Source organism: Tsukamurella hominis (assembly GCF_965137015.1).
GTDB lineage: Bacteria > Actinomycetota > Actinomycetes > Mycobacteriales > Mycobacteriaceae > Tsukamurella > Tsukamurella hominis.
Window position 1 is genome coordinate 1 of sequence record NZ_CBCRZG010000003.1, and the last position, 22,304, is coordinate 22,304.

At 70.2% G+C, this 22,304-nt stretch carries 27 protein-coding genes; 8 read left to right on the forward strand and 19 right to left on the reverse strand.

Annotated features, from left to right (window positions below; genetic code table 11):
- Positions 1-440: 440 nt before the first annotated feature.
- From rpsQ to rpsJ, 11 genes are read right to left on the reverse strand one after another with little or no spacing between them, the layout of a single operon-like run.
- Positions 441-725, reverse strand: coding sequence for a 30S ribosomal protein S17 (rpsQ, locus tag ACM9LD_RS04645; protein WP_126196445.1), 285 nt, complete (start codon positions 723-725; stop codon positions 441-443).
- Positions 722-952 (reverse strand): 50S ribosomal protein L29, encoded by a 231-nt coding sequence (gene rpmC / locus ACM9LD_RS04650; protein WP_013128010.1) that lies wholly within the window; start codon positions 950-952, stop codon positions 722-724. The genes rpsQ and rpmC overlap by 4 nt, the downstream gene beginning before the upstream one ends.
- The gene (gene rplP / locus ACM9LD_RS04655) at positions 952-1,368 is read right to left on the reverse strand and encodes a 50S ribosomal protein L16 (protein WP_224647303.1); all 417 of its coding nucleotides are present in this window, start codon (positions 1,366-1,368) and stop codon (positions 952-954) included. The genes rpmC and rplP overlap by 1 nt, the downstream gene beginning before the upstream one ends.
- A 4-nt stretch (positions 1,369-1,372) precedes the next feature.
- The gene (rpsC, locus tag ACM9LD_RS04660) at positions 1,373-2,182 is read right to left on the reverse strand and encodes a 30S ribosomal protein S3 (protein ID WP_068522668.1); all 810 of its coding nucleotides are present in this window, start codon (positions 2,180-2,182) and stop codon (positions 1,373-1,375) included.
- 2 nt (positions 2,183-2,184) lie between these two features.
- Positions 2,185-2,583: a 50S ribosomal protein L22 gene (gene rplV, locus ACM9LD_RS04665; RefSeq protein WP_068522669.1), complete on the reverse strand. Its 399-nt coding sequence runs from the start codon at positions 2,581-2,583 to the stop codon at positions 2,185-2,187.
- The gene (gene rpsS, locus ACM9LD_RS04670) at positions 2,583-2,864 is read right to left on the reverse strand and encodes a 30S ribosomal protein S19 (RefSeq protein ID WP_068573204.1); all 282 of its coding nucleotides are present in this window, start codon (positions 2,862-2,864) and stop codon (positions 2,583-2,585) included. The genes rplV and rpsS overlap by 1 nt, the downstream gene beginning before the upstream one ends.
- A 14-nt stretch (positions 2,865-2,878) precedes the next feature.
- Positions 2,879-3,715: a 50S ribosomal protein L2 gene (gene rplB, locus ACM9LD_RS04675; RefSeq protein ID WP_415675606.1), complete on the reverse strand. Its 837-nt coding sequence runs from the start codon at positions 3,713-3,715 to the stop codon at positions 2,879-2,881.
- The gene (gene rplW, locus ACM9LD_RS04680) at positions 3,716-4,027 is read right to left on the reverse strand and encodes a 50S ribosomal protein L23 (protein ID WP_068522672.1); all 312 of its coding nucleotides are present in this window, start codon (positions 4,025-4,027) and stop codon (positions 3,716-3,718) included. It abuts the gene before it with no gap.
- Positions 4,027-4,680 carry a 50S ribosomal protein L4 gene (gene rplD, locus ACM9LD_RS04685; protein WP_415675607.1) on the reverse strand — a complete coding sequence of 218 codons (654 nt, stop codon included), beginning with the start codon at positions 4,678-4,680 and terminating at the stop codon, positions 4,027-4,029. The genes rplW and rplD overlap by 1 nt, the downstream gene beginning before the upstream one ends.
- On the reverse strand, positions 4,677-5,342 hold the full coding sequence (gene rplC, locus ACM9LD_RS04690) for a 50S ribosomal protein L3 (RefSeq protein WP_415675608.1): 666 nt from the start codon (positions 5,340-5,342) through the stop codon (positions 4,677-4,679). Before rplC ends, rplD begins: the two co-directional genes overlap by 4 nt.
- A gap of 19 nt (positions 5,343-5,361) precedes the next feature.
- Positions 5,362-5,667 (reverse strand): 30S ribosomal protein S10, encoded by a 306-nt coding sequence (rpsJ, locus tag ACM9LD_RS04695; RefSeq protein WP_003938093.1) that lies wholly within the window; start codon positions 5,665-5,667, stop codon positions 5,362-5,364.
- 364 nt (positions 5,668-6,031) lie between these two features.
- Here rpsJ and ACM9LD_RS04700 point away from each other — a divergent pair, with 364 nt between their 5' ends.
- The 3 genes from ACM9LD_RS04700 to ACM9LD_RS04710 all read left to right on the forward strand — a co-directional run bounded on the left by ACM9LD_RS04700 (position 6,032) and on the right by ACM9LD_RS04710 (position 8,397).
- Positions 6,032-7,045, forward strand: coding sequence for an alpha/beta hydrolase family protein (locus tag ACM9LD_RS04700; RefSeq protein WP_415675609.1), 1,014 nt, complete (start codon positions 6,032-6,034; stop codon positions 7,043-7,045).
- Between the two features lie 38 nt (positions 7,046-7,083).
- Positions 7,084-7,566 carry a hotdog fold domain-containing protein gene (locus ACM9LD_RS04705; protein ID WP_415675610.1) on the forward strand — a complete coding sequence of 161 codons (483 nt, stop codon included), beginning with the start codon at positions 7,084-7,086 and terminating at the stop codon, positions 7,564-7,566.
- Between the two features lie 120 nt (positions 7,567-7,686).
- Positions 7,687-8,397, forward strand: a complete 711-nt coding sequence (locus ACM9LD_RS04710) for a chymotrypsin family serine protease (RefSeq protein WP_415675611.1) — start codon at positions 7,687-7,689, stop codon at positions 8,395-8,397.
- Positions 8,398-8,400: 3 nt separating this feature from the next.
- Here the strand turns inward: ACM9LD_RS04710 and ACM9LD_RS04715 are convergent, their stop codons facing one another.
- Positions 8,401-9,795 carry a serine/threonine-protein kinase gene (locus ACM9LD_RS04715; protein WP_415675612.1) on the reverse strand — a complete coding sequence of 465 codons (1,395 nt, stop codon included), beginning with the start codon at positions 9,793-9,795 and terminating at the stop codon, positions 8,401-8,403.
- Between the two features lie 130 nt (positions 9,796-9,925).
- Entirely contained in the window at positions 9,926-11,023 is a 1,098-nt protein-coding gene (locus ACM9LD_RS04720; protein WP_415675613.1) for a CaiB/BaiF CoA transferase family protein, read from the reverse strand.
- 33 nt (positions 11,024-11,056) lie between these two features.
- On the opposite strand from ACM9LD_RS04720, the gene ACM9LD_RS04725 reads away from it, so the two are divergent.
- Positions 11,057-11,668, forward strand: a complete 612-nt coding sequence (locus ACM9LD_RS04725; RefSeq protein ID WP_415675614.1) for an alpha/beta hydrolase family protein — start codon at positions 11,057-11,059, stop codon at positions 11,666-11,668.
- Here the strand turns inward: ACM9LD_RS04725 and ACM9LD_RS04730 are convergent.
- Both ACM9LD_RS04730 and ACM9LD_RS04735 read right to left on the reverse strand, forming a co-directional pair.
- Positions 11,653-13,140, reverse strand: a complete 1,488-nt coding sequence (locus tag ACM9LD_RS04730) for a flavin-containing monooxygenase (RefSeq protein ID WP_415675615.1) — start codon at positions 13,138-13,140, stop codon at positions 11,653-11,655. The genes ACM9LD_RS04725 and ACM9LD_RS04730 overlap by 16 nt on opposite strands.
- A 94-nt stretch (positions 13,141-13,234) precedes the next feature.
- Complete coding sequence (locus ACM9LD_RS04735) at positions 13,235-13,987, reverse strand: M50 family metallopeptidase (protein ID WP_415675616.1); 753 nt, start codon at positions 13,985-13,987, stop codon at positions 13,235-13,237.
- Between the two features lie 122 nt (positions 13,988-14,109).
- On the opposite strand from ACM9LD_RS04735, the gene ACM9LD_RS04740 reads away from it, so the two are divergent.
- The gene (locus ACM9LD_RS04740; RefSeq protein ID WP_415675617.1) at positions 14,110-15,132 is read left to right on the forward strand and encodes a 2Fe-2S iron-sulfur cluster-binding protein; all 1,023 of its coding nucleotides are present in this window, start codon (positions 14,110-14,112) and stop codon (positions 15,130-15,132) included.
- On the forward strand, positions 15,132-16,247 hold the full coding sequence (locus ACM9LD_RS04745) for an alcohol dehydrogenase catalytic domain-containing protein (protein ID WP_415675618.1): 1,116 nt from the start codon (positions 15,132-15,134) through the stop codon (positions 16,245-16,247). The genes ACM9LD_RS04740 and ACM9LD_RS04745 overlap by 1 nt, the downstream gene beginning before the upstream one ends.
- 1 nt (position 16,248) lies before the next feature.
- On the opposite strand, the gene ACM9LD_RS04750 is transcribed toward ACM9LD_RS04745, so the two are convergent.
- Entirely contained in the window at positions 16,249-17,067 is an 819-nt protein-coding gene (locus ACM9LD_RS04750) for an SDR family oxidoreductase (protein WP_415675619.1), read from the reverse strand.
- A gap of 98 nt (positions 17,068-17,165) precedes the next feature.
- Here ACM9LD_RS04750 and ACM9LD_RS04755 point away from each other — a divergent pair, with 98 nt between their 5' ends.
- The gene (locus ACM9LD_RS04755) at positions 17,166-17,324 is read left to right on the forward strand and encodes a DUF5302 domain-containing protein (protein ID WP_415675620.1); all 159 of its coding nucleotides are present in this window, start codon (positions 17,166-17,168) and stop codon (positions 17,322-17,324) included.
- A gap of 197 nt (positions 17,325-17,521) precedes the next feature.
- Positions 17,522-18,337: a hypothetical protein gene (locus ACM9LD_RS04760; RefSeq protein WP_415675621.1), complete on the forward strand. Its 816-nt coding sequence runs from the start codon at positions 17,522-17,524 to the stop codon at positions 18,335-18,337.
- Positions 18,338-18,344: 7 nt separating this feature from the next.
- On the opposite strand, the gene ACM9LD_RS04765 is transcribed toward ACM9LD_RS04760, so the two are convergent.
- The 3 genes from ACM9LD_RS04765 to fusA all read right to left on the reverse strand — a co-directional run bounded on the left by ACM9LD_RS04765 (position 18,345) and on the right by fusA (position 22,301).
- The gene (locus ACM9LD_RS04765) at positions 18,345-18,704 is read right to left on the reverse strand and encodes a DUF732 domain-containing protein (protein WP_415675622.1); all 360 of its coding nucleotides are present in this window, start codon (positions 18,702-18,704) and stop codon (positions 18,345-18,347) included.
- A 177-nt stretch (positions 18,705-18,881) separates the two neighbouring features.
- Positions 18,882-20,072, reverse strand: a complete 1,191-nt coding sequence (gene tuf / locus ACM9LD_RS04770) for an elongation factor Tu (RefSeq protein ID WP_146434931.1) — start codon at positions 20,070-20,072, stop codon at positions 18,882-18,884.
- 123 nt (positions 20,073-20,195) lie between these two features.
- Positions 20,196-22,301: an elongation factor G gene (gene fusA / locus ACM9LD_RS04775; RefSeq protein ID WP_415675623.1), complete on the reverse strand. Its 2,106-nt coding sequence runs from the start codon at positions 22,299-22,301 to the stop codon at positions 20,196-20,198.
- Between the last annotated feature and the right edge of the window lie 3 nt (positions 22,302-22,304).

Consider the following 22,304-nt stretch of genomic DNA (forward strand, 5'->3'; position numbering starts at 1 on the left):
GCAACCACACTGCGCACCCGCGGCCGCCCATCCACACCCCGGACTCTAGCGGCTCAGGGCCCCACTCAGGTGGGGCCGAATGAAACCGCCCTACCGGGGCCAGATCAACTTGACATAGCCACAGGGCACTCTGCCGGGCACGATCAACCGCGCGGCCACCGTCCCGACGGTCGCGAACGCGCTGCGCGCCTACCAGGCCCGCCTGGGCGAGTACGGCGCTGCGCTGAACAACGACCGCAACGCGCGCGGTACCGGCGATCGCACGTGGCCGACCGCGAACGCCGCCGGCAAGCGCCTCAGCGCCGCGGGCCAGACCGTCTACGACGCAGTGCGCGCCGTGCGCTGACCCGGCACCGCGCGACGGTCACGCACCGGCGGACGACGAAACCCCGGCCTCCTCGCGGAGTGCCGGGGTTTCGAGTCTGTGGAGCCGGAGGGCCTTACTTGGCCTTCTCCAGCACCTCCACCAGGCGCCAGTGCTTGCTGGCGCTCAGCGGACGGGTCTCCATGATCCGGACGCGGTCGCCGACACCGGCGACGCCCTCTTCGTCATGCGCCTTCACCTTGGAGGTGGTGCGGATGATCTTGCCGTACAGGGAGTGCTTCACGCGGTCCTCGAGCTCGACGACGATGGTCTTCTCCATCTTGTCGGACACGACGTACCCGATACGGACCTTGCGGCTGTTGCGCTGCTCGGTGGTCACATTGCTTCCGTTCTCACTCATGCGGCGTCACCCTCCGGGCCCGAGGCCAGGCCGAGCTCCCGCTCGCGCAGGATCGTGTAGATCCGGGCGATGTCGGTACGCACGGTGCGCAGGCGACGGTTGTTGCTCATCTGCCCGGTGGCCATCTGGAACCGCAGGTTGAACAGCTCCTCCTTGGCCTCGCGCAGCTTCTCCACCAGCTCGTCCGCGGTGAGACCGCGAAGATCAGCGGCGACGGTGTTCGACATCAGAACTGCTCCTCTCGGGTCACGATGCGGGTCTTGCAGGGGAGCTTGTGCTGGGCGCGACGCAGGGCCTCGCGAGCGGTCTCCTCATTGGGGTAGGTCATCTCGAACAGCACGCGACCGGGCTTGACGTTCGCGACCCACCACTCGACCGAACCCTTACCGGAACCCATGCGGGTCTCGGCGGGCTTCTTCGTGAGGGGGCGGTCCGGGAAGATGTTGATCCAGACCTTGCCGCCACGCTTGATGTGCCGGTTGATGGCGATACGAGCGGACTCGATCTGACGGTTGGTGATGTAGGCGGGCTCGAGGGCCTGGATGCCGTAGTCACCGAACGTCACATGGTTGCCGCCCTTGGACTGGCCGGAACGGCCGGGGTGGTGCTGCTTGCGGTGCTTGACGCGACGGGGGATCAACATGGCGTCAGCCCTCCTGGTTCGTTGCAGCCGGAGCCGCCGCCACCGGAGTCTCCTCCGTTGCGGCGCGACCGGCCTCGGTGCTGGTGGCGGTCGTGCCCGACGCGCCGCTGCGACGCGGGCGCTGCGGGCGCTCACGACGCGGGCCGCGACGGTCGTCGTTCGACGGTGCCGCCAGCTCGCGCCGGCCGCCCACGACGTCGCCCTTGTAGATCCACACCTTGACGCCGATCCGCCCGAAGGTGGTCTTCGCCTCGTGCAGGCCGTAGTCGATGTCGGCGCGCAGCGTGTGCAGGGGCACGCGGCCCTCGCGGTAGAACTCGCTGCGGCTCATCTCCGCGCCGCCCAGGCGACCCGAGCACTGGACCCGGATGCCCTTGACGTTCGGCTGACGCATCGCCGACTGGATCGCCTTGCGCATCGCGCGGCGGAACGCCACACGGTTGCTCAGCTGCTCCGCGATGCCCTGTGCGACGAGCTGGGCGTCGGCCTCGGAGTTCTTCACCTCGAGGATGTTGAGCTGCACCTGCTTCTTGGTGAGCTTCTCCAGCTCCGAGCGGATGCGATCGGCCTCGGCGCCGCGGCGGCCGATGACGATGCCCGGACGCGCGGTGTGGATGTCCACCCGCACGCGGTCCCGGGTCCGCTCGATCTCGATCTTGCTGATGCCGGCACGCTCGAGGCTGTCGGTCAGACGCTTACGGATCTGGACGTCTTCCTTGACGTACTCCGAGTACTGCTTGTCGGCGTACCAGCGGGACTTCCAGTCCGTGGTGATGCCGAGGCGGAAGCCGTGGGGATTGATCTTCTGACCCATGCTTACGCTCCCTTCCGGTTCCGGCTGGCGGCGGGCTTCTTCGACTCGACCGACTCGACCACCACGGTGATGTGGCTGGTGCGCTTGCGGATCCGGTACGCGCGGCCCTGGGCCCGCGGCTGGATGCGCTTCATGGTCGGGCCCTCGTTGGCGTACGCCTCCGAGACGACCAGGGTGCGCGGGTCGAGGCCCAGGTTGTTCTGCGCGTTGGCGATGGCCGACGCGAGGACCTTGGCGACGGGCTCGCTCGCGGCCTGCGGCGCGAACCGCAGGATCGCGAGCGCCTGCTCGGCGTCCTTACCGCGAACCAGATCGATGACGCGACGGGCCTTCATGGGCGTGACGCGCACGAAACGTGCGGTCGCCGACGCCGAGGTCTGTGCTGCTGTGTCGTTGCTCATTAGCGGCGCTTCGCCTTCCGGTCGTCCTTGATGTGGCCCTTGAACGTCCGCGTCGGGGCGAACTCGCCCAGCTTGTGTCCCACCATGTTCTCCGAGACGAACACCGGCACGTGCTTGCGACCGTCATGGACGGCGAAGGTGTGACCGATGAAGTCGGGGATGATGGTGGAGCGACGCGACCAGGTCTTGATGACCTGCTTGGTGCCCTTGTCGTTCTGGACGTCGACCTTCGCGAGGAGGTGGTCGTCGACGAACGGGCCCTTCTTGAGGCTGCGTGGCATTCTCTAACTCCCTCCTAGCGCTTGTTCTTACCGGACTTGCGGCGACGCACGATCAGCTTGTCGCTCGCCTTGTTCTTGCGGGTGCGGCCCTCGGGCTTGCCCCACGGGCTCACCGGGTGGCGACCACCGGAGGTCTTACCCTCACCACCGCCGTGCGGGTGGTCGACCGGGTTCATGACGACACCACGGACGGTCGGGCGCTTGCCCTTCCAGCGCATACGGCCGGCCTTGCCCCAGTTGATGTTGCTCTGCTCGGCGTTGCCCACCTCGCCGACGGTGGCGCGGCAGCGCACGTCGACGCGACGGATCTCGCCGGAGGGCATACGCAGGGTCGCGTACGCGCCCTCCTTGCCCAGCAGCTGGACGCTGGCACCGGCCGAGCGGGCCATCTTGGCACCGCCACCGGGACGCAGCTCCACGTTGTGGATCACCGTGCCGGCGGGGATGTTCCGCAGCGGCAGGCAGTTGCCCGGCTTGATGTCGGCGTTCGGGCCCGACTCCACGATGTCGCCCTGCTTCAGGTCCTTGGGGGCGAGGATGTAACGCTTCTCGCCGTCCAAGTAGTGCAGCAGTGCGATCCGCGAGGTGCGGTTGGGGTCGTACTCGATGTGCGCGACCTTGGCGTTGATGCCGTCCTTGTCGTGACGACGGAAGTCGATCAGACGGTAGGCACGCTTGTGGCCGCCACCCTTGTGCCGGGTGGTGATGCGGCCGTGCGCGTTACGGCCACCACGGCCGTGCAGCGGACGGATCAGCGACTTCTCCGGGGTCGAACGCGTGACCTCGTCGAACGTCGAGCCCGACGAGCCGCGGCGACCCGGAGTGGTCGGCTTGTACTTACGGATAGCCATTTAGCTCGCGCCTCCGAAGATGTCGATGGGCTTGCTATCGGCACTCAGGGTCACGATGGCGCGCTTGGTGCTCTTGCGCTGACCGTAACCGGCACGGGTGCGCTTGCGCTTGCCCTGGCGGTTCAAGGTGTTGACGCTGTCGACCTTGACGCCGAAGACCTTCTCCACGGCGATCTTGATCTGCGTCTTGTTCGCGTCCGGGTGCACCACGAAGGTGTACGTGTTCTCCTCGATGAGGCCGTAGGCCTTCTCGGAGATCACCGGCGCGAGCAGGATGTCCCGCGGGTCGGCGGGGATGGTTGCGGTGGCCATCAGGCGTTCGCCTCCTCGGTCTTCGTGGCGCTCGCGATGAACGAACCCAGAGCCTCGCGGCTGAACACCAGGTCATCGGCGTCCAGGACGTCGTAGGTGTTGAGCTGATCGGCGTAGATCCACTTCGCGTTCGGCAGGTTCTGGACGCTGCGCTGCGCGGTCAGGTCCTCGCGGCCGACGACCACGAGGAACTTCTTGCGCTCCGACAGCGCGGCCAGGAACAGGCGGGCGGTCTTGGTCGACGCCTCCTGGCCGGCCACCAGCTCGGTGACGACGTGGATACGGTCCTCGCGAACCCGGTCGGTGAGGGCACCGCGCAGGGCGGCGGCCTTCATCTTCTTCGGGGTGCGCTGGCTGTAGTCGCGCGGCTGCGGGCCGTGGACGGTGCCACCGCCGTTGAACTGCGGCGCGCGGGTCGAGCCCTGGCGGGCGCGGCCGGTGCCCTTCTGGCGGTACGGCTTGCGGCCACCGCCGCGGACCTCGCCGCGGGTCTTGGTGGCGTGCGTGCCGGCGCGCGCAGCGGCGAGCTGCGCGACGACCACCTGGTGCATCAGCGCGATGTTGGGCTCGACGTCGAAGATCTCGGCGGGGAGCTCGACGGTGCCGTCGACCTTGCCGTCGGCGGTCTTCACATCAAGAGTCAGCTTGCTCATGCGCGAGCACCACCCTTCACTGCGGTACGGACCATCACGAGGCCGCCCTTGCGGCCGGGGATGGCGCCCTTGATCAGCAGGACGCCGGCCTCGGCGTCCACCTTGAACACGGACAGGTTCTGCGTGGTGACGTTGTCCGAGCCCATGCGGCCGGCCATCCGGACGCCCTTGAAGACGCGGCCCGGGGTGGCGCAGCCACCGATGGAACCGGGCGCACGGTGCACGGCCTGCACACCGTGGCTGGCGCCGAGGCCCGAGAAGCCGTGGCGCTTCATGACGCCCGCGTAGCCCTTGCCCTTGCTGACGCCGGTGACGTCGACGAAGTTGCCGGCCTCGAACACGTCGGCGCCCAGCTCCTGGCCCACCTCGTAGTCGGCGGCGGCATCGGCGTCGGCGAGCCGCAGCTCGGCGATGTGGCGACGCGGGGTGACACCGGCCTTGGCGAACTGGCCCGAGACGGGCTTGTTCACCTTGCGGGGGTCGATCGCGCCGAAGGCGAGCTGCACGGCGTCGTAGCCGTCGTTGGCCTGGGTACGGATCTGGGTGACCACGTTCGGCCCGGCCTTGACGACGGTGACCGGGACGACCCGGTTGTTCTCGTCGAAGACCTGGGTCATGCCGAGCTTGGTGCCCAGGATTCCCTTGATCTTGTTCTCAGTCATATCGTTTCTCCGCAGCCGCTTACTGGATGTTCACGTCGACGCTGGCCGGCAGGTCGATGCGCATCAGCGCGTCGACCGTCTTCGGCGTCGGGTCCAGGATGTCGATCAGCCGCTTGTGCGTACGCATCTCGAAGTGCTCGCGCGAGTCCTTGTACTTGTGCGGCGAGCGGATGACGCAGTACACGTTCTTCTCCGTCGGCAGCGGCACGGGACCGACGACACGGGCGCCGGTGCGAGTCACGGTCTCGACGATCTTCCGAGCAGACGCGTCGATCGCCTCATGGTCATAGGCCTTGAGCCTGATGCGGATCTTCTGTCCCGCCACGCTGTGTCCTCTTCCGTCAAGTGTTCAAACGTATTGCCAGACACACGGACAGCTGAATCACCTGCGGGAACGTATCCCGCTTGAAGTCGATCGACGCTGTTCATGTATCAAATTGCTCCGGTCCACGCGGTCGGGCGTGTCGCGCTGGCGCTCATGCTCCGCCGTGTGTTCCGGTGGCTCCCACGAGGGGTGCCGGGCGATACCGAAGCCGGTGGGACGGCCCCATACGGGACCGCGCCGCCCGACAAGGCAACCCGACCAGTATGCACTGCTCGGGCCGCATCTTCAAATCGAACCGGTCGATCCCGTCGCTGCGATTCGCGTCACACGCGTCGCAGGGGCGCGCTCTGGAAGAATGTTGGGCATGACCGAACGGAGCGTCGCGCCGAGGCCGGGCGCGCTGCTCCTGGCCGTGCTCCTGTGTGCCGGTGTCCTTCTGGGCTCCGGCTGCGCGGTGAACCCCACCGGCGGCACCGCTTCATCGTCCTCGGCCGCTGCCTCGAAGTCCCGGGCCGTGCCGCGCCCCGTCGCCGCGGTGCGGGACGACGCGATCCGCTACCGCTACCCCGCCCCGAACGCGGACCCCCGCCAGAACTACGGCAACCTCTACCTCCCGCGCGGCGCCCACGCGCCGCGCAGCCTGCCCGTGGTGGTGCTGATCCACGGCGGCGGCTGGAAGAACCGGTCGAGCGCCGGGTACATGGCCGAGGTCGCGCGGGCGCTCCAGGCCCAGGGCCTCGCGGTGTGGAACGTCGAGTACCGACGGGTGGGCTCGGGCGGCGGCTGGCCGACCACGTTCACCGACGTGGGCCACGCCGTCGATTTCGTCCCCACCCTCGCCGAGTCCGCGCCGGCCCTGGATCCGGCGAACGTGATCCTGGTCGGGCACAGTGCGGGCGGCCAGCTCGCTGCGTGGGCGGCCACGCGGCGCACGCTCCCGGCGGGGTCGCCGGGCGTGACGTGGCCGGCGGGCGGCGGCCCGACGGTGACCCCCCGCGCCTTCGTCTCCATGGCGGGGGTGCTCGACATGCGCACCAGCTCGCGCCTCAACGACCACGTGCGCAAAGCCCTCGGCGGCATGCCCGACCGCGTGCCGGAGCGGTACGCGCTGGCGAACCCCATCCAGCGGATCGACCCGCTCATGCCCTCCGTCGCCATCCACGGCTCGGAGGATTCGATCGTGCCCGCCTCCGAGTCGGTGGACTTCGTGGCGGCGGCACGGGCGCTCGGCGCACCGTCGCTGCTGATGGAGCTCGACGGGGCGAACCACGGCTCCCCCGTCAACGTGCGCTCGCCGTACTGGCCGCGGATCCGCGAGACCATCGTCACGCTGGCCCGCGAGGGCTTCGGCGCGCTCGCCGCCGACCCGCCCCGCTGAGCCGGCCGTCGAACTTACCGTGGAGTAAGGTAGCGGCCATGACCGACACCTCCACGTACAAGATGTGGCGCACGCTGAGCGACAAGCCCCTCGGCAAGCTGGCCTTCTCCGCCGCCGCGTCGCTCAAGGCGCCGTACTTCGCCTCCGTGACCCCGTACATCTCCGAGATCGAGTACGGCCGCGCCGTGGTCCACGGGCCGAAGTGGTGGTTCGTGCAGAACCACATCGGCACTTTCCACGCCATCGCGGCCTGCAACCTCGCCGAGGTGGGCATGGGCATGGTGATGGAGGCCTCCACGCCGGGCACGCACCGCTGGCTGCCGAAGTCGATGACGGTCGACTACCTCGCGAAGGCGGAGTCGTCGCTGGTGGCGACCGCGACGCTGGCCGAGGAGATCGACTGGGACGCGATCACCACCGGGCGCGACGTGGTCGTCGAGATCGCCGTCCGCGACAAGAAGGGCACCGAGGTGGTGCACGCGAAGATCACGACCTGGGTCACACCCAAGCCCTCGAAGTAGGGAAAATTCGCAACTCGAGTCACTCGAGTTGACCTGCGCATCGTCGTTCACTCGGTTTACAGGCGGTGTGGCGTGTGGCACGCTACCGTCGCACAGTCTTGCGCCGACCCGAGGAGGATCATGCGCCGCACCATCACGTCGTTCCCGAGGAACGCCGCCGCATCCGTGGCCGTCCTCGGAGGCGTCGCCGCGCTGATCCTCCCCGCCTCCGCGCAGGCGGAGCCGGTCGCGACCGTTTCGCCCGGCAGCTCCGTGCTCACCGTCACCAAGCTGGTCGGGAACGTCGCCGACGGCCGCGGCTGCACCGTCGGGTTCGTCGGGCAGCGGCCCGACGGCACCCGCGTGGGCCTGTACGCCGGGCACTGCGGCGCGCAGGGCCAGCAGGTGGTCGTCAACGGCCGGATCGTCGGCGTGAACACCGGTTCGTCGGCGCCCGCGCTGACCAAGTCCGACACCTTCGTCGTGCCCGACGCCCCCGACTGGGGCGTCTTCACCCTCGACCCGAAGCTCGCGAAGGCCGCCCCCGGCGGCCGGGTCCGGCCCACTTCGGTGGGAACCGCCCGCCCCGGCGACGCGGTGTGCAGCCAGGGCGTCTCGTCGGGCTGGCGCTGCGGCTCGGTGGTGAGCGTGGACGGCGGCTACATCGCCACCACGATCCCCGTGCAGGTCGGCGACAGCGGCGGCCCGCTCATCCGCAGCTCCGACAACGCCGCGCTCGGCATCGCCAGCCGCGCCGCGACGTTCGACGGTCCGCTCGCGCGCAGCGGCTCGCTGTTCTACGACCTGGGCTCCACGCTCCGCGCCACCGGCACCTCGCTCGTCGTCGGCTAGCTCCTACTCGCTGTACCAGGCCCGGACCGGCTTCGGGCCCCACAGCAGGATCGGGACCAGCACGGTCGCGATGAGGCCCGAGCACGTGGCGCCGAGGATCACCGCCGACGCCGTCGCGACGATCAGCGCCGTCCGCGTCCGCTTCGCGAAGAGCAGGCCGGCGCCGACCAGGCCCACCACGGAGGTCACCAACCACAGCACGCCCACCGCGGCGCCGATCTCCGGGTCCGCGAATCCCGAGATCCCGAGCAGCACGCCGAAGATGCCGCACAGGATCAGGATGATGGCCGCGATGATCGCCTGCCAGGGCAGCTTCGCCGGCGCCGCCGCGGCGCCGAACGCCGGGAACGAGGGCCGCGAGCCGTAGAGCCCGGGCTGCGCGCCCCCGGGCCCCGGCATCGCCGCCTGCCCGTACGGCGCGGGCGTCGACACCTGCCCGTACGGCGGCGGAGTGTGCACGGTCGGCGGGGCCTGCGGCCGTGGCGGCTGCGGCGGCGGCGTGGTCTGCGCCCGCGTCGGCTGCGGCGTCGCGGGCGGCACCGGACCCGAGCCCGGGTGCGCCGCCTCGGCCTCGAGGGCGCGGGCGAAGTCGGTGCAGGTCCGGAACCGCCGGGCCGGGTCGGCGGCCATTCCCGTGGACAACGCGCGGTCGAGCGGCGCGAGGCGCGGATCGGTGTCGGCGGCACGCGGGATCTCGCCGCGCATCTTCCGACTGATCACCGCGCCGGGCGTAGTGCCGGCGAAGGGGCTGCGGCCCGTGAGCAGGGTCAGCGCCGTCGCGGCGAGGGCGTACTGGTCGGTGCGGCCGTCGACGGCCTCGTCGGCCAGTTGCTCCGGCGCCGCGTAGGTCACCGTGCCCACCGCGGTGTTCGTGGCGGTGAGGCCGGCGTCGTCGTCCATGCGGCGGGCGATGCCGAAGTCGGCGAGCAGGACGCGGCCGCCCGCGTCCGCACCCGACTCGGCGAGGAGGATGTTCGCGGGCTTGACGTCGCGGTGGATCAGCCCCTTGCCGTGCGCGTGGTCGAGCGCGGACGCGACCTGGGTGATGACGGAGACCACGTCGGCGACGGGGAGCCCGCGCGGGTGCCGGTCGCGCAGCAGGGCGTCGAGGTCCACGCCGGCGACGTAGTCCATCGACAGCCACAGCTTGCCGTCGGCCTCCCCGCGGTCGTGCACGCCCACGATGTTCGGGTGGAAGAGGGTGGCCGCCAGGTCGGCCTCGCGGTTGAACCGCACGCGGTAGGACTCGTCCGTCGAGAGGTCCTGCGGGAGGATCTTCAGCGCCTCCTCGCGCGGCAGCCGCGGGTGCGCGACGAGGTAGACCTCGCCCATGCCACCCGCGCCCAGCCGGCGGACCACCCGGAATCCGGCGAATTCTGCACCGGCCTGCATCGACATGCGCGAATCCTAGCGGCCACCGCCGACGGCTTCCGGCATACCTCCCGAAACCGGCGTTATTTGCGATCGCGCCGCGAATAGCGCGGCGCGACCGCGATTTCCGCCGGTTTCGGAAGCGGCTACCGGGCGATCAGTCGCGCCAGAGCGTCGCCGGGTCGACGGCCTCGGGGTTCGGCGCCTCGGGCGTCGCGGCGGGCGTGCGGGAGAAGCGCGGCGCGGGCATCGGCGCCATCGCTCCCCCGACTTCCTGCAGGTTCTGCCGCGCCGCCATGTGCGGGTGCTTCGAGGCCTCCTCGAAGGTGAGGATCGGCGCGACGCACGCGTCGGAGTCGAAGAAGACCTCGGCCCATTCGTCGCGGGTCCTCGTCTTCAGCGCGGCCTCCAGCGCGGCGCGCAGCTCGGGCCAGCGGGCCTGATCGAGCTGGTAGGGCAGGTCCTCCTGCTTCAGGCCCAGCTTGTCGAGCAGCTCGGCGAAGAACTGCGGCTCGATCGCGCCCACGGAGACGTACTTGCCGTCCGCGGTCTCGTAGGTGTCGTAGAACGGCGCGCCGCCGTCGAGGGTGTTCACGCCGCGCTCGTCGCTCCAGATGCCCTGGCCCCGGAAGTCCCACTGCATCTGCCCGATGAGGGACGCACCGTCGACCATGGCAACGTCGATGACCTGCCCCTTGCCGGAGGTGTTGCGCTCGTAGAGCGCCGCGAGCACGCCGAAGACGAGGAACATCGAGCCGCCCGCGAAATCGCCGACGAGGTTGAGCGGCGGCACCGGCCGCTCGCCCTTGCGGCCGATGGCGTGCAGCAGGCCGGTGAGGGAGATGTAGTTCATGTCGTGGCCGGCGCGCTGCGCGAACGGGCCGTCCTGGCCCCAGCCGGTCATCCGGGCGAAGACGATGCGGGGGTTGCGCTCGAGCACCACGTCGGGGCCGAGGCCCAGGCGCTCCATGACGCCGGGGCGGAAGCCCTCGACGATCACGTCCGCGCGGTCGATGAGCTCGAGGATCGTGGCGATGTCGGCCGGGTTCTTCAGATCCGCCTCGACGATGGTGCGGCCGCGCTTGACGCCCGACGGCGTGCCGGTGATGCCGTTGACGCCGATGCCCGGGCGCTGCACCGAGACGACGTCGGCGCCCTGGTCGGCGAGGAGCATCGCGGCGTGCGGGGCGGGGCCGAGACCTGCGAACTCGACCACCTTCAGTCCCGCGAGGGGACCCTGCTTCGAATCAGTCATGAATGCACGTTAACTTGCCCGTAGGCTGGGCGGGTGACCTGGCTCTCGATTCACGACCCCGAAGGCGACGTGCGGGCGAATCTCGTGCTCGCGCACGGCGCGGGCGGCAACCGCGACCAGGCGATGCTGCGGCTGCTGGGCGAGGAACTCGCGCAGCGCGGCGTCCGCACGGTACGCATCGACCTCCCGTTCCGGCGGCTGCGGCCGAAAGGGCCGCCGTCGCCGTCGGGCCAGCCGGCCGACCGGGCCGCCTTCGCGGAGACGGCCCGGCTCCTGGAACTGGAGGGCCCGATCCTGTGGGGCGGGCACAGCTACGGCGGGCGGATGGCGTCGATGGCCGTCGCGGAGGGACCGGAGCGGCCCGACGGCCTGCTGCTGCTCTCGTACCCCCTGCACCCGCCCGGGCGGCCGGAGAAGGCGCGCACGGCGCACCTGCCGGACATCACCGTCCCGACGGTGCTGGTGCACGGCCGGCGCGACCCGTTCGCGTCGCCGGAGGAGATGGCGGAGGCGGCGGCGCTCATCGGCGGCCCGACGACGACCGTCGAGGTCGCGGCCGCGCACGACTTGGCGCCCGCGAAGTCCGGCGCGCCGGCGAAGGCCGCCGACGCGGTGATCGCGCTGCTCGATCAGGCGAACGCGTAGTCCTCGATCGGGAACGTGCGGGCGTCGCGCCGGGCGCCGATCACGGAGCTCGGCCGCAGCAGCGTCGCCTCGCCGTGCGGGTCGAAGTAGTAGCTGCGGCTGCCCTCGCACGCGCCGAGCTGGAAGACGGACCGCCCGAGCCGCGACGACATCGTCTCCAGGAACTTCGCGTTCGCCTGCTCCGTCACCTCGACGGTGCGCGCGCCGGTCCGGTCGATCTCGTCGAAGACGCGGCGCAGATGCACCATCTGCGCCTCGATGGTCCAGAAGTAGCTCAGGCCCGTGTAGCTGTACGGGCTGTGCAGGCTGAAGAAGTTGGGGAACTTCGGCACGGCCATGCCCTCGTAGGCCTGGAAGCGTCCCTCGCGCCAGAACTCGCCGAGGTTGCGGCCATCGCGGCCGGTCACGTCGATCGCCGGGAAGTTCTTCTCCCACAGGGAGAACCCCGTGGCGAGCACGAGGGTGTCGAGCTCGTGGACGGTGCCGTCGGCCATCTCGATGCCGTGCGGCAGCACCCGGGCGATGGACGAGGCCTCGAGGATCACGTTGTCGCGGCTGAAGGTCGGGAAGTAGGTGTTGGAGAAGGTGGGCCGCTTGCAGCCGAAGGAGTACGACGGGGTGAGCGCCGCCCGCGTCGTCGGGTCCGAGACCTGCGCGCGCAGGTGCGCCTTGGCGAGCAGCGCCGCGACGTCGTTGAACCGGTGGCCGTACTTGTAGTTGAGCACGCCGACGATGCTGAGCACCTCGAGCGCCGTCGAGTTCGCGAGCCGCGCCGCGCGCTGCGTCACGGGGAGTCGGCCGAACAGGGCCTTCACCGGGCCGGGGACCTCGAAGTCGACCTTGGGCACCACCCAGATCGGGGTGCGCTGGAAGACCGTGAGGTGCCCCGCGACCTTCGCCAGCTCCGGGACCAGCTGCACGCCGGTCGCGCCGGTGCCGATGATCCCGATCCGCTGCCCGGCGAGGTCGGCGTCGTCGTCCCACTTCGCGCTGTGGATGACGGTGCCGGCGAAGTCGTCGATGCCCTCGATGTCGGGGAGCTTGGGCTGGCTGAGGAACCCCGTCGCGGTGATGAGGTAGCGGGTGCGGAGCTTCTGCTCGAGGCCGCCGTCGCGCACGACGGTGACCTCCCACTCGGCGGCCTGCGGGTCCCACGCGGCGCCGGTGACGTCGACGCCGAAGCGCATCAGCGGCCGCAGCCCGTACTTGTCGGCGACCCGGCTCGCGTAGGCCTTGAGCTCGGAGCCGGGCGCGTACAGCCGCGACCAGTTCGGATTGGGCTCGAAGGAGTACGAGTAGGTGACCGAGGCGATGTCGACCGCGAGGCCCGGGTAGTGGTTGACGTGCCACGTCCCGCCCAGGTCCTCCTCGCGCTCGAGGATGAGGATGTCGCTGCGGCCGCGGCCGAGCAGCTCGATCGCGGCGCCCATGCCGCCGAAGCCGGCTCCCACGATGATGACGTCGTGCGCCATGTCCGCTCCCTCCATGTCCACTCGGTTTTTGTGAGCGGAACGTCAGTTGAAATCTAAATCAGTGTAGAACCTGGCTTTGCCCCTCGCATCCTGCTCAGGGCGGAGAGAGCCCGGCCCGCGCGGTCAGCAGCACGGCACCCAGCACCGCTCCCCCGACGGTCGTCGCCGCGAACAGCGCCACCCACGCGCCGCCCGGGATCCGGGTCAGCCGCGCCAGCTGGTCGGCGTCGCTCTCGTGACCGAGCCCGCGGCGGCGCAGCCCCTGCAGCTCGACGACGGCGCGCGGCGCCCCGAACAGGAGGAACCACGTGCCGAGGTGGGCCAGCGCCACCTTCACCTCGGGCGTCGCCGACCAGGAGACGGCCACCACCACGGCGGCGGCGAGGAGCACCACGTACAGGCCGAAGACGTTGCGGATCTGCAGGAGCAGCAGCGCCAGCAGCAGCACCGCGGCCCAGAGCGCGGCCAGGGCGTAGCCGCGGGAGAGCAGCACGGCGGCGACCAGGCCGACCGCCGTCGGCGCCGGGTAGCCGGCCGCGAACGTCGCGACCATGCCGGGCCCCCGGGGTCGCCCGCGGGAGACGGTGAGCCCGGAGGTGTCGGAGTGCAGGCGGATGCCGCTGAGCCGGCGCCCGCAGACCACGGCGGTCACGGCATGGCCGCCCTCGTGGGCGATGGTCACCACGTGCCTCGCCCGTCGCCACGCGGGCCGCGACAGGACCAGGACGAGGGCCGCGACGGCCGTGCCGGCCAGGACGGCGGCGCTCGGCGCGGGCGACCGGACCGCGATGTCGGCGACGACGCGGTCCCACGCGTGGGCGAGGACATCGGGGAGCGTGTGATCCACCGGATGCACGGTAGTCAGGGCCGCTGTGGGGACGCTGAGTCCGCTCTCTCCCGGCCCGTGCGGTCGATAGTGCCCGCTGGGCGGGCAGAATCCACCGCACGCTCGGCCGATAACCTGGACGCATGAGCCTCACCCCCCATTCGAGCCGCAGCCAGATCGTCACCGTGACCGAGGTGATCGACGAGACGGCGCTCGCGAAGTCCTTCGTCTTCGACGCGGAGTGGGACTACCGGCCCGGACAGTTCGTCACGGTGCGGGTCCCGTCGGAGCGCACCGGGTCGGTCGCCCGCTCCTACTCGCTGTACACCTCCCCCTTCGACGACGCGAAGCCCGGCGTGACCGTCAAGCGGACCGTCGACGGCTACGCCTCGAACTGGCTCTGCGACAACGTCGCCGTGGGCGACGAGCTCGAGGTCCTGCCGCCGTCGGGCGTCTTCGTGCCGGAGAGCCTCGACGTGCCGCTGCTGCTGCTCGCGGCGGGCAGCGGCATCACGCCGATCATGTCCATCCTGGCGGCCGCGCTCAAGGCCGGGACGCAGCCGATCACGCTGCTGTACGCGAACGCCGACCCGGACGCCACCATCTTCCGCTCGGAGATCGCGCGGCTGGAGGCGGAGCACGAGCGGCTCACGGTGATCTGGTGGATGGAGTCCGAGCGCGGCGTCCCCGACGCCGACATGCTGGCCGCGCTGCTCACGCCGTACCACTCGCGCGCGACGTACCTGTGCGGCCGCGACGAGTTCATGGCCGCCTGCAAGGAGGCCGCGCGGGTGATCGGGACCCCGCGGGAGCAGGTGCACCAGGAGATCTACGCCTCGCTCACCGGCGACGCCTTCGCCGACATCGTGCCGCACGAGGTCGAGGTCACGGCGGACGCGCCGCAGGTGACCGTCCACAACCTGGGCGCGACCTTCACCGTGCCGTGGCCGGAGGGCGAGTCGCTGGTGGACGTGCTCATCAACAACGGCCACGACGTGCCCTACTCCTGCCAGTCGGGCGAGTGCGCCACGTGCCTGTGCAAGCTGACGAAGGGCACCGTCGCGATGGCGGTGACCGACGGACTGGACCCCGACGACGCCGAGGACGGCTACATTCTGGGGTGCCAGGCGAAGCCGACGTCGCCGGAGTTGGAGGTCGAGTACTGATGCGGATCCGCGGAGCGGTGCTGGAGGAGATCGGGCGCGCGCGTCCGTACGCGCAGTCGACCCCGATCTCGGTGAGCGAGCTGGAGCTCGCGCCGCCGGGCCCCGGCGAGCTCCTCGTACGCATCGAGGCTGCGGGACTGTGCCATTCGGATCTGTCGGTGGTCGACGGCAACCGCGTGCGCCCCGTGCCGATGCTGCTGGGCCACGAGGCGGCCGGCATCGTGGAAGCGTTGGGCGAGGGCACGTCCGGAGTCGCGGTCGGCGACCGTGTGGTCATGGCCTTCCTCCCCCGCTGCGGCGAGTGCGCGAACTGCCGCACCGACGGCCAGCTTCCGTGCACGCCGGGCAGCGTCGCCAACAACGCCGGCGAGCTGTTGGGCGGCGGACGCCGCCTCTCCCGCGACGGCACGGAGGTGCACCACCACCTCGGCGTCTCCGGCTTCGCGACGCACACCGTGGTGGACGCCCGCTCCGTGACCCCCGTGGATGCCGATGTGCCGCCGGAGATCGCGGCCGTCCTCGGCTGCGCGGTCCTCACCGGCGGCGGCGCGGTGCTCAACGCCGGCGCACCGTCGAACGGCGACGACGTGATCGTCGTCGGCCTGGGCGGCGTGGGCATGGCCGCCGTCCTCACCGCCCTGTCCCTGCAGGCCGACGGTGCCGTCGGCCGCGTGATCGGCGTCGACGCGCAGCCCGCGAAGCTGGAGCAAGTGCGGGCCCTCGGCGCCGACGCCGCCTACACCCCTGCGGAACTCGCCGAGGCCGGCGTGCGCGCGCCCGTCGTGATCGAGGCGGCGGGCCACCCGAAGGCCTTCGAATCCGCGGTCGCGGCCACCGCCGTCGGCGGCCGGACGGTGACCGTCGGGCTGCCGAATCCCGCTGCGCGGTCGGAGATCAGCCCGCTCGTGCTCACCGCGGAGGCCCGCACCATCATCGGCAGCTACCTCGGCTCCGCCGTCCCCCAGCGCGACATCCCGCGGTACGTCGAGCTGTGGCGCGCCGGCCGCCTACCGGTGGAGAAGCTGATCAGCGGCGTCATCACCCTCGATGAGATCAACGAGGGCATGGACTCCCTGGCCGACGGCGCCGCCGTCCGCCAGGTGATCCGGTTCTGACCTACGCGTCGGGAGCCTCCGGCGGCGACGCGGGCCGCGGCCAGTCCGTCGGGCGCTGCTGGGCGTCGAGGCCACCGTCGGCGAAGACGACGGAGCCCACGCAGTAGCCCGAGTCGGGGCCGAGCAGGAACTGCGCGAGCGCGGCGATCTCCTCCGGCTTCCCGGCGCGGCCGGCGGGGATCAGCTCGAGGAAGGCGTCCATCGCGGCGCCGAGCTGTGGGTCGGCGCGGCCGGCCTGCGTCATCGGGGTGTCGATGAGCCCCGGCGCGATGGCGTTGAGCCGGATGCCCTGCCGCACGTACTCGGCGGCGTGCGTGCGCACGAAGTACGCGAGGGCGGCCTTCGTCGCCGGGTAGGCCAGGATCGAGGCGTACTCGCCGTAGGAGTCGGCGAGGTCCGCCGCGGCGTGCTCGTCACCGTCGAGGCACGTCTGCGCCAGCTCCAGGGGCCAGCCAGGCTGCGTGGTCGTGGAGTTCGAGCTCACCAGCAGCGCCGACGACGGCCCGCGCGCGAGCAGCGGCCGCAGCCCCACGAGCAGGTCGACGGCCCCGAAGTAGTTCACCGCGACGACCGACGAGCCCGACCGTCCCGCCGCGGGCCCGAGGCCCGCGAACGCGGCGAACCCCGCCAGCGGCGCCGACCCGACGAGCTCGCCGACCCGGGCGACGGCCTCGAACCGGCCCCCGGGCGTCCCCAGGTCGGCCTCGACGTCGGTCCCCCGCAGGTCGACGCCGATGACCCCGTGCCCCGCGGCGTGCAGCCGCTCCGCCGTCGCCGCGCCGAGTCCCGACGCCGCTCCTGTGACCACGTACATGCTCATGACCCCATCCTTCCCCCTGCGAACGGCCTTCCGGCAAATCGGGTGACATCCGTCCCTGCCCGGTTTAGCGTGAACCCACGCCGACGAGAGGAGACACCATGACCGCCGACGGTATCGCCGACAAGTTCAAGGAAGCACTCGAACGCAAGAACGCGTCGAATCGCAAGGGTTCCGCCCACCTGGACGGGGCTGCCAAGCCGCAGACCCCGCACGGGTCGGAGAGCCACCAGCAGCAGTTCCGCCGCAAGAGCGGATAACCCGGAGCGACACGGAGGCCCGGCGAATCCACAGGGGTGCGCCGGGCCTCCGGCGTTCCCCCGCCCGCGCCGCGTCCGATAGACTTGCGATCGCACTACGACGGTCGCGCGAGGAGGGCGTCATCGACCTTCCCATTCTGATCCCCGTACCGATCGTGCGCCGCCCGGTACCGGAGGGCGCGCCACCGGAAAACCCTGTGATTCACCAGGTCCGCGGCGTCATCGCCTCGATCCTCGGGTCGCTCCGCGGCGGTCCGCACCTCCCGGAGTCGGGCCTGAACTGGGCCTGCGCCTACCTCACACGGGGCCACAAGCCCCTGCTCATCGTGACCACCACCGACGCCGGGTGGCTGCCGCTCGGCACCATCGTCCCCGCGGGTGTCCGGGTGCTGTGGAACGTCCCCACCGCGGCGGCATGGGCCACCGTCGACGACCCGGTGCGTCAGCTGGTGGAGTTCGCGGAGGCCGAGGGGTACACGATCCACGCGGTGGCCACCACCCACCCGAGCCGCGCGCACCACATCCCGAACGGCCCGTGGAAGCTCGTCGGCGAGCGCCATCCGGGGCAGGTGCTGCCCCACCGGGTGACCCGCTTCGAGGTCGTCGCCTCCCCCGACCGCGTCGCGCACATCCGCACCCTGCACCCCGACGAGGCCGATCGGCAGTCCCGCGCGCTCCTGCGCGACCTGGAGCGGATCACCATCGAGCCCGAGTACGCGATCGGGGTCGACGAGGCCCGCACGGAGGTGCGCCGGTACCTCGCGGCCGGCCGGGAGATACCCGCGGCGGTCGGCGACCAGCTGCTGCTCGACCAGGACGCCCTCGCCGACGCACTGAACCTGGCTCGCACACCGCCCCGGTCGCTGACGGCCGGCGGGGGCCCGCCCGACGGTGCCGCGCTCCGGTCCCGGCTCGTCGAGCGCGCGCTGGTGGAGGTCACGATCGCCGCGGCCCGGCACGACCTGGAGTCCGCGGTGTACGGCTGGACCTTCGCCCGCTACCTGGCGCGCTGAGCGCCCCTCAGGGGTACGTCTTGTACCGGTCCCAGTGGCGGACGCACAGGTACTGCGCGGCGTAGAAGACCAGCTGCTGGCGCTCCCACAGGGGGAAGGCCCGCTCGTCGTTGTAGAGGTCGCGTGTCGCGCCGGCGGTGCTCGCCGGGTTCCGGTCCAGCGCGGCGCACGCGCGGTAGCCGAACCGCACCATCTGGGCGTCGGTGGTCCGATCGCCGAAGGGCTTCGTGAAGTCGTGGAGGTTCTTCGTGACCACGACGAACCGGCCCTCGTCGAGCCGGCCGTCCGCCTGCGCGGGCGCCTGCACCAGTGCGGCGCAGCCCAGCGCCGCGGCCACGACCGCCACCGCCCTCATCAGCTTCGGCATCGTCTCGCTCCTCGCCTCCGGTGGGCCGGGGCCCACATCTCGTGGCGATTATGGCCGATGGCGGCCCCGCGCGACGGCGTTTCCCGGACCCCGGGCACCGGCAGCGTCGGACCCCGGAAACGCGGAACGGCGCCCCTCCCCGAAGGGAGAGGCGCCGTTCACGGCTGGTTACCTAGATCAGGCGATGATCTTGGTGACGCGGCCGGCACCGACGGTGCGGCCACCCTCGCGGATCGCGAAGCGCAGGCCCTCGTCCATGGCGACCGGCTGGATGAGCTTGACGCTCATCTCGGTGTTGTCGCCGGGCATGACCATCTCGGTGCCCTCGGGGAGGGTCACGACGCCGGTCACGTCCGTGGTACGGAAGTAGAACTGCGGACGGTAGTTGTTGAAGAACGGGGTGTGGCGGCCGCCCTCGTCCTTCGACAGGATGTACGCCTGGCCCTCGAACTCCGTGTGCGGGGTGGTGGTGCCCGGCTTCACGACGACCTGGCCGCGCTCGACGTCCTCGCGCTTGAGGCCACGGACCAGCAGGCCGACGTTGTCGCCCGCCTGGCCCGAGTCGAGCAGCTTGCGGAACATCTCGATGCCCGTGACGGTGGTCTTGGTCGACTTCTCGCGGATGCCGACGATCTCCACCTCCTCGTTCACGTTGATGATGCCGCGCTCGACGCGACCGGTGACGACGGTGCCACGACCGGTGATCGTGAAGACGTCCTCGACCGGCATCAGGAAGGGCTTGTCGGTCTCACGCTCGGGGTCCGGGATGGACTCGTCGACGGCGTTCATCAGCTCGACGATCGACTCGACCCACTTGGCATCGCCCTGCAGGGCCTGGTAGCCGGAGACGCGGACGACGGGGGCGTCCTCGTCGAACTCCTGCGAACCCAGCAGCTCGCGGACCTCCATCTCGACGAGCTCGAGGATCTCCTCGTCGTCGACCATGTCGCACTTGTTCAGGGCGACCAGGATGTAGGGCACGCCGACCTGGCGGGCGAGCAGCACGTGCTCACGCGTCTGGGGCATCGGGCCGTCGGTGGCGGCCACGACGAGGATCGCGCCGTCCATCTGAGCGGCACCGGTGATCATGTTCTTGATGTAGTCGGCGTGACCCGGCGCATCGACGTGAGCGTAGTGGCGCTTCTCGGTCTGGTACTCGACGTGCGAGATGTTGATCGTGATGCCACGAGCCTTCTCCTCGGGCGCCTTATCGATCTGATCGAACGCCGAGGCCTCGTTGAGGTCCGGGTACTTCTCGGCCAGAACCTTGGTGATGGCAGCCGTCAGGGTGGTCTTGCCGTGGTCGACGTGACCGATGGTGCCGATGTTCACGTGCGGCTTGGTCCGCTCGAACTTCGCCTTCGCCACTTTGTGTCCTCCTGGACTTGAGTAGCCTGCGGGCCGGTTGCCCTGCAGGGGTCTTTCTTACTGGTTGGTTTCGACGCCGAGGCGCCAGGCGCGTGAGCGCCACGCTCCGGAGAGCGGGGAGATCTACTCCCCGTTCACCTTCGCGATGATCTCCTTCGACACGTTCGCCGGAACCTCGGCGTACGAATCGAAAACCATGGAGTAGTTCGCCCGGCCCTGGGTCTTCGACCGGAGGTCGCCGATGTAGCCGAACATCTCCGACAGCGGGACCTGAGCCTTCACGAGGCGGGCACCGCTGCGTTCCTCCATGGCCTGGATCTGGCCACGGCGGGAGTTGAGGTCGCCGATCACGTCACCCATGTAGTCCTCGGGGGTCGTGACCTCGACAGCCATGATGGGCTCGAGGATGACGGGACCGGCCTGACGGGCGGCCTCCTTGAAGGCCTGCGCGCCGGCGATCTTGAACGCCATCTCGGACGAGTCCACGTCGTGGTACGCGCCGTCGAGCAGCGTGACCTTGACGTTCACCAGCGGGTAGCCGGCGAGCACGCCGTACTGCATCGCGTCCTGCGCACCGGCGTCGACCGAAGGGATGTACTCCTTCGGGACGCGGCCACCGGTCACGGCGTTGACGAACTCGTAGGTGGCGCCGTCCTCGGCGTCCTCCAGCGGCTCCAGCTTGATGATGACGCGCGCGAACTGGCCCGAGCCACCCGTCTGCTTCTTGTGGGTGTACTCGTGCTTCTCGACGGGACGACGGATCGTCTCGCGGTAGGCCACCTGCGGCTTGCCGACGTTGGCCTCGACCTTGAACTCGCGACGCATGCGGTCGACGAGGATGTCGAGGTGCAGCTCGCCCATGCCGCCGATGACGGTCTGGCCGGTCTGCTCGTCGAGCTCGACGGAGAACGTGGGGTCCTCCTCGGCGAGCTTCTGGATCGCGACGCCGAGCTTCTCCTGGTCGGACTTGGTCTTCGGCTCGATCGAGACGTTGATGACCGGGTCCGGGAAGGACATGGACTCGAGCACGATCGGGTTCGCCGGATCGCAGAGGGTGTCACCGGTCGTGGTGTTCTTCAGACCGATCATCGCGTAGATGTGACCGGCGGTCGCATCCTCGACGGGCATCTCCTTGTTGGCGTGCATCTGGAAGAGCTTGCCGATGCGCTCCTTGTTGCCCTTCGTGGCGTTGAGCACGCCGGTGCCCGAGTCGATGTGACCCGAGTACACGCGGACGAAGGTCAGCTTGCCGAAGAACGGGTGCGCGGCGATCTTGAAGGCCAGGGCCGCGAAGGGCTCGTCCTTGCTGGGCTTGCGCGAGAGGATCTTCTCCTCGTCGCCCACGGCGTGCCCCTCGATGGAGGGCACGTCGAGCGGGCTGGGGAGGTAGTCGATCACGGCGTCGAGCATCGGCTGGACGCCCTTGTTCTTGAACGCCGAGCCGCACAGCACGGGGTAGAGCTCGCGCGCGACGGTGAGCTTGCGGATCTGAGCCTTGATCTCGTCGATCGAGAGCTCCTCGCCGGCGAAGTACTTCTCCATCAGAGCCTCGTCGGACTCGGCGACGGTCTCGAGCAGCTTCTCGCGGTACTCGGCGGCCTTGTCGGCGAGGTCGGCGGGGATCTCCTCGATGGTCGGCTCGGCGCCGATCTCGACGACGCCGCGCCAGGTGATGGCCTTCATCTCGAGCAGGTCGACGACACCGTCGAACTCGTCCTCGGCGCCGATCGGCAGCTGCAGGACGAGCGGCTTCGCACCGAGGCGGTCCTCGATGGTGCGCACGGTGAAGTAGAAGTCGGCGCCCAGCTTGTCCATCTTGTTGACGAAGCAGATACGCGGGACGTCGTACTTCTCAGCCTGACGCCACACCTGCTCCGACTGGGGCTCGACGCCCTCCTTGCCGTCGAAGACGGCGACGGCGCCGTCGAGCACGCGGAGCGAACGCTCCACCTCGACCGTGAAGTCGACGTGCCCGGGGGTGTCGATGATGTTGATCTGGTTCTTCTTCCAGAAGCAGGTCACGGCGGCGGAGGTGATGGTGATACCCCGCTCCTTCTCCTGCTCCATCCAGTCGGTGGTCGAGGCACCGTCGTGGGTCTCACCGATCTTGTAGTTCACACCGGTGTAGAAGAGGATGCGCTCGGTCGTGGTGGTCTTACCGGCATCGATATGCGCCATGATGCCGATGTTGCGGACCTTCGTGAGGTCGGTAAGCACTTCCTGTGCCACGGT

Excerpts from the sequence above, each read along its gene's own strand:
- rpsC (WP_068522668.1), bottom strand. The coding sequence starts at position 2,182 with ATGGGTCAGAAGATCAATCCCCACGGCTTCCGCCTCGGCATCACCACG.
- ACM9LD_RS04700 (WP_415675609.1), top strand. The coding sequence starts at position 6,032 with ATGACCGAACGGAGCGTCGCGCCGAGGCCGGGCGCGCTGCTCCTGGCC.
- ACM9LD_RS04750 (WP_415675619.1), bottom strand. The coding sequence starts at position 17,067 with ATGAGCATGTACGTGGTCACAGGAGCGGCGTCGGGACTCGGCGCGGCG.
- rplC (WP_415675608.1), bottom strand. The coding sequence starts at position 5,342 with ATGACTGAGAACAAGATCAAGGGAATCCTGGGCACCAAGCTCGGCATG.
- ACM9LD_RS04730 (WP_415675615.1), bottom strand. The coding sequence starts at position 13,140 with ATGGCGCACGACGTCATCATCGTGGGAGCCGGCTTCGGCGGCATGGGC.
- rplW (WP_068522672.1), bottom strand. The coding sequence starts at position 4,027 with ATGGCCACCGCAACCATCCCCGCCGACCCGCGGGACATCCTGCTCGCG.
- ACM9LD_RS04715 (WP_415675612.1), bottom strand. The coding sequence starts at position 9,795 with ATGTCGATGCAGGCCGGTGCAGAATTCGCCGGATTCCGGGTGGTCCGC.
- rplV (WP_068522669.1), bottom strand. The coding sequence starts at position 2,583 with ATGAGCAACGACACAGCAGCACAGACCTCGGCGTCGGCGACCGCACGT.
- ACM9LD_RS04720 (WP_415675613.1), bottom strand. The coding sequence starts at position 11,023 with ATGACTGATTCGAAGCAGGGTCCCCTCGCGGGACTGAAGGTGGTCGAG.
- rplD (WP_415675607.1), bottom strand. The coding sequence starts at position 4,680 with ATGAGCAAGCTGACTCTTGATGTGAAGACCGCCGACGGCAAGGTCGAC.
- rpsS (WP_068573204.1), bottom strand. The coding sequence starts at position 2,864 with ATGCCACGCAGCCTCAAGAAGGGCCCGTTCGTCGACGACCACCTCCTC.
- ACM9LD_RS04755 (WP_415675620.1), top strand. The coding sequence starts at position 17,166 with ATGACCGCCGACGGTATCGCCGACAAGTTCAAGGAAGCACTCGAACGC.
- rpsQ (WP_126196445.1), bottom strand. The coding sequence starts at position 725 with ATGAGTGAGAACGGAAGCAATGTGACCACCGAGCAGCGCAACAGCCGC.
- ACM9LD_RS04740 (WP_415675617.1), top strand. The coding sequence starts at position 14,110 with ATGAGCCTCACCCCCCATTCGAGCCGCAGCCAGATCGTCACCGTGACC.
- rplP (WP_224647303.1), bottom strand. The coding sequence starts at position 1,368 with ATGTTGATCCCCCGTCGCGTCAAGCACCGCAAGCAGCACCACCCCGGC.
- ACM9LD_RS04710 (WP_415675611.1), top strand. The coding sequence starts at position 7,687 with ATGCGCCGCACCATCACGTCGTTCCCGAGGAACGCCGCCGCATCCGTG.
- rplB (WP_415675606.1), bottom strand. The coding sequence starts at position 3,715 with ATGGCTATCCGTAAGTACAAGCCGACCACTCCGGGTCGCCGCGGCTCG.
- rpmC (WP_013128010.1), bottom strand. The coding sequence starts at position 952 with ATGTCGAACACCGTCGCCGCTGATCTTCGCGGTCTCACCGCGGACGAG.
- ACM9LD_RS04705 (WP_415675610.1), top strand. The coding sequence starts at position 7,084 with ATGACCGACACCTCCACGTACAAGATGTGGCGCACGCTGAGCGACAAG.
- ACM9LD_RS04765 (WP_415675622.1), bottom strand. The coding sequence starts at position 18,704 with ATGCCGAAGCTGATGAGGGCGGTGGCGGTCGTGGCCGCGGCGCTGGGC.
- ACM9LD_RS04745 (WP_415675618.1), top strand. The coding sequence starts at position 15,132 with ATGCGGATCCGCGGAGCGGTGCTGGAGGAGATCGGGCGCGCGCGTCCG.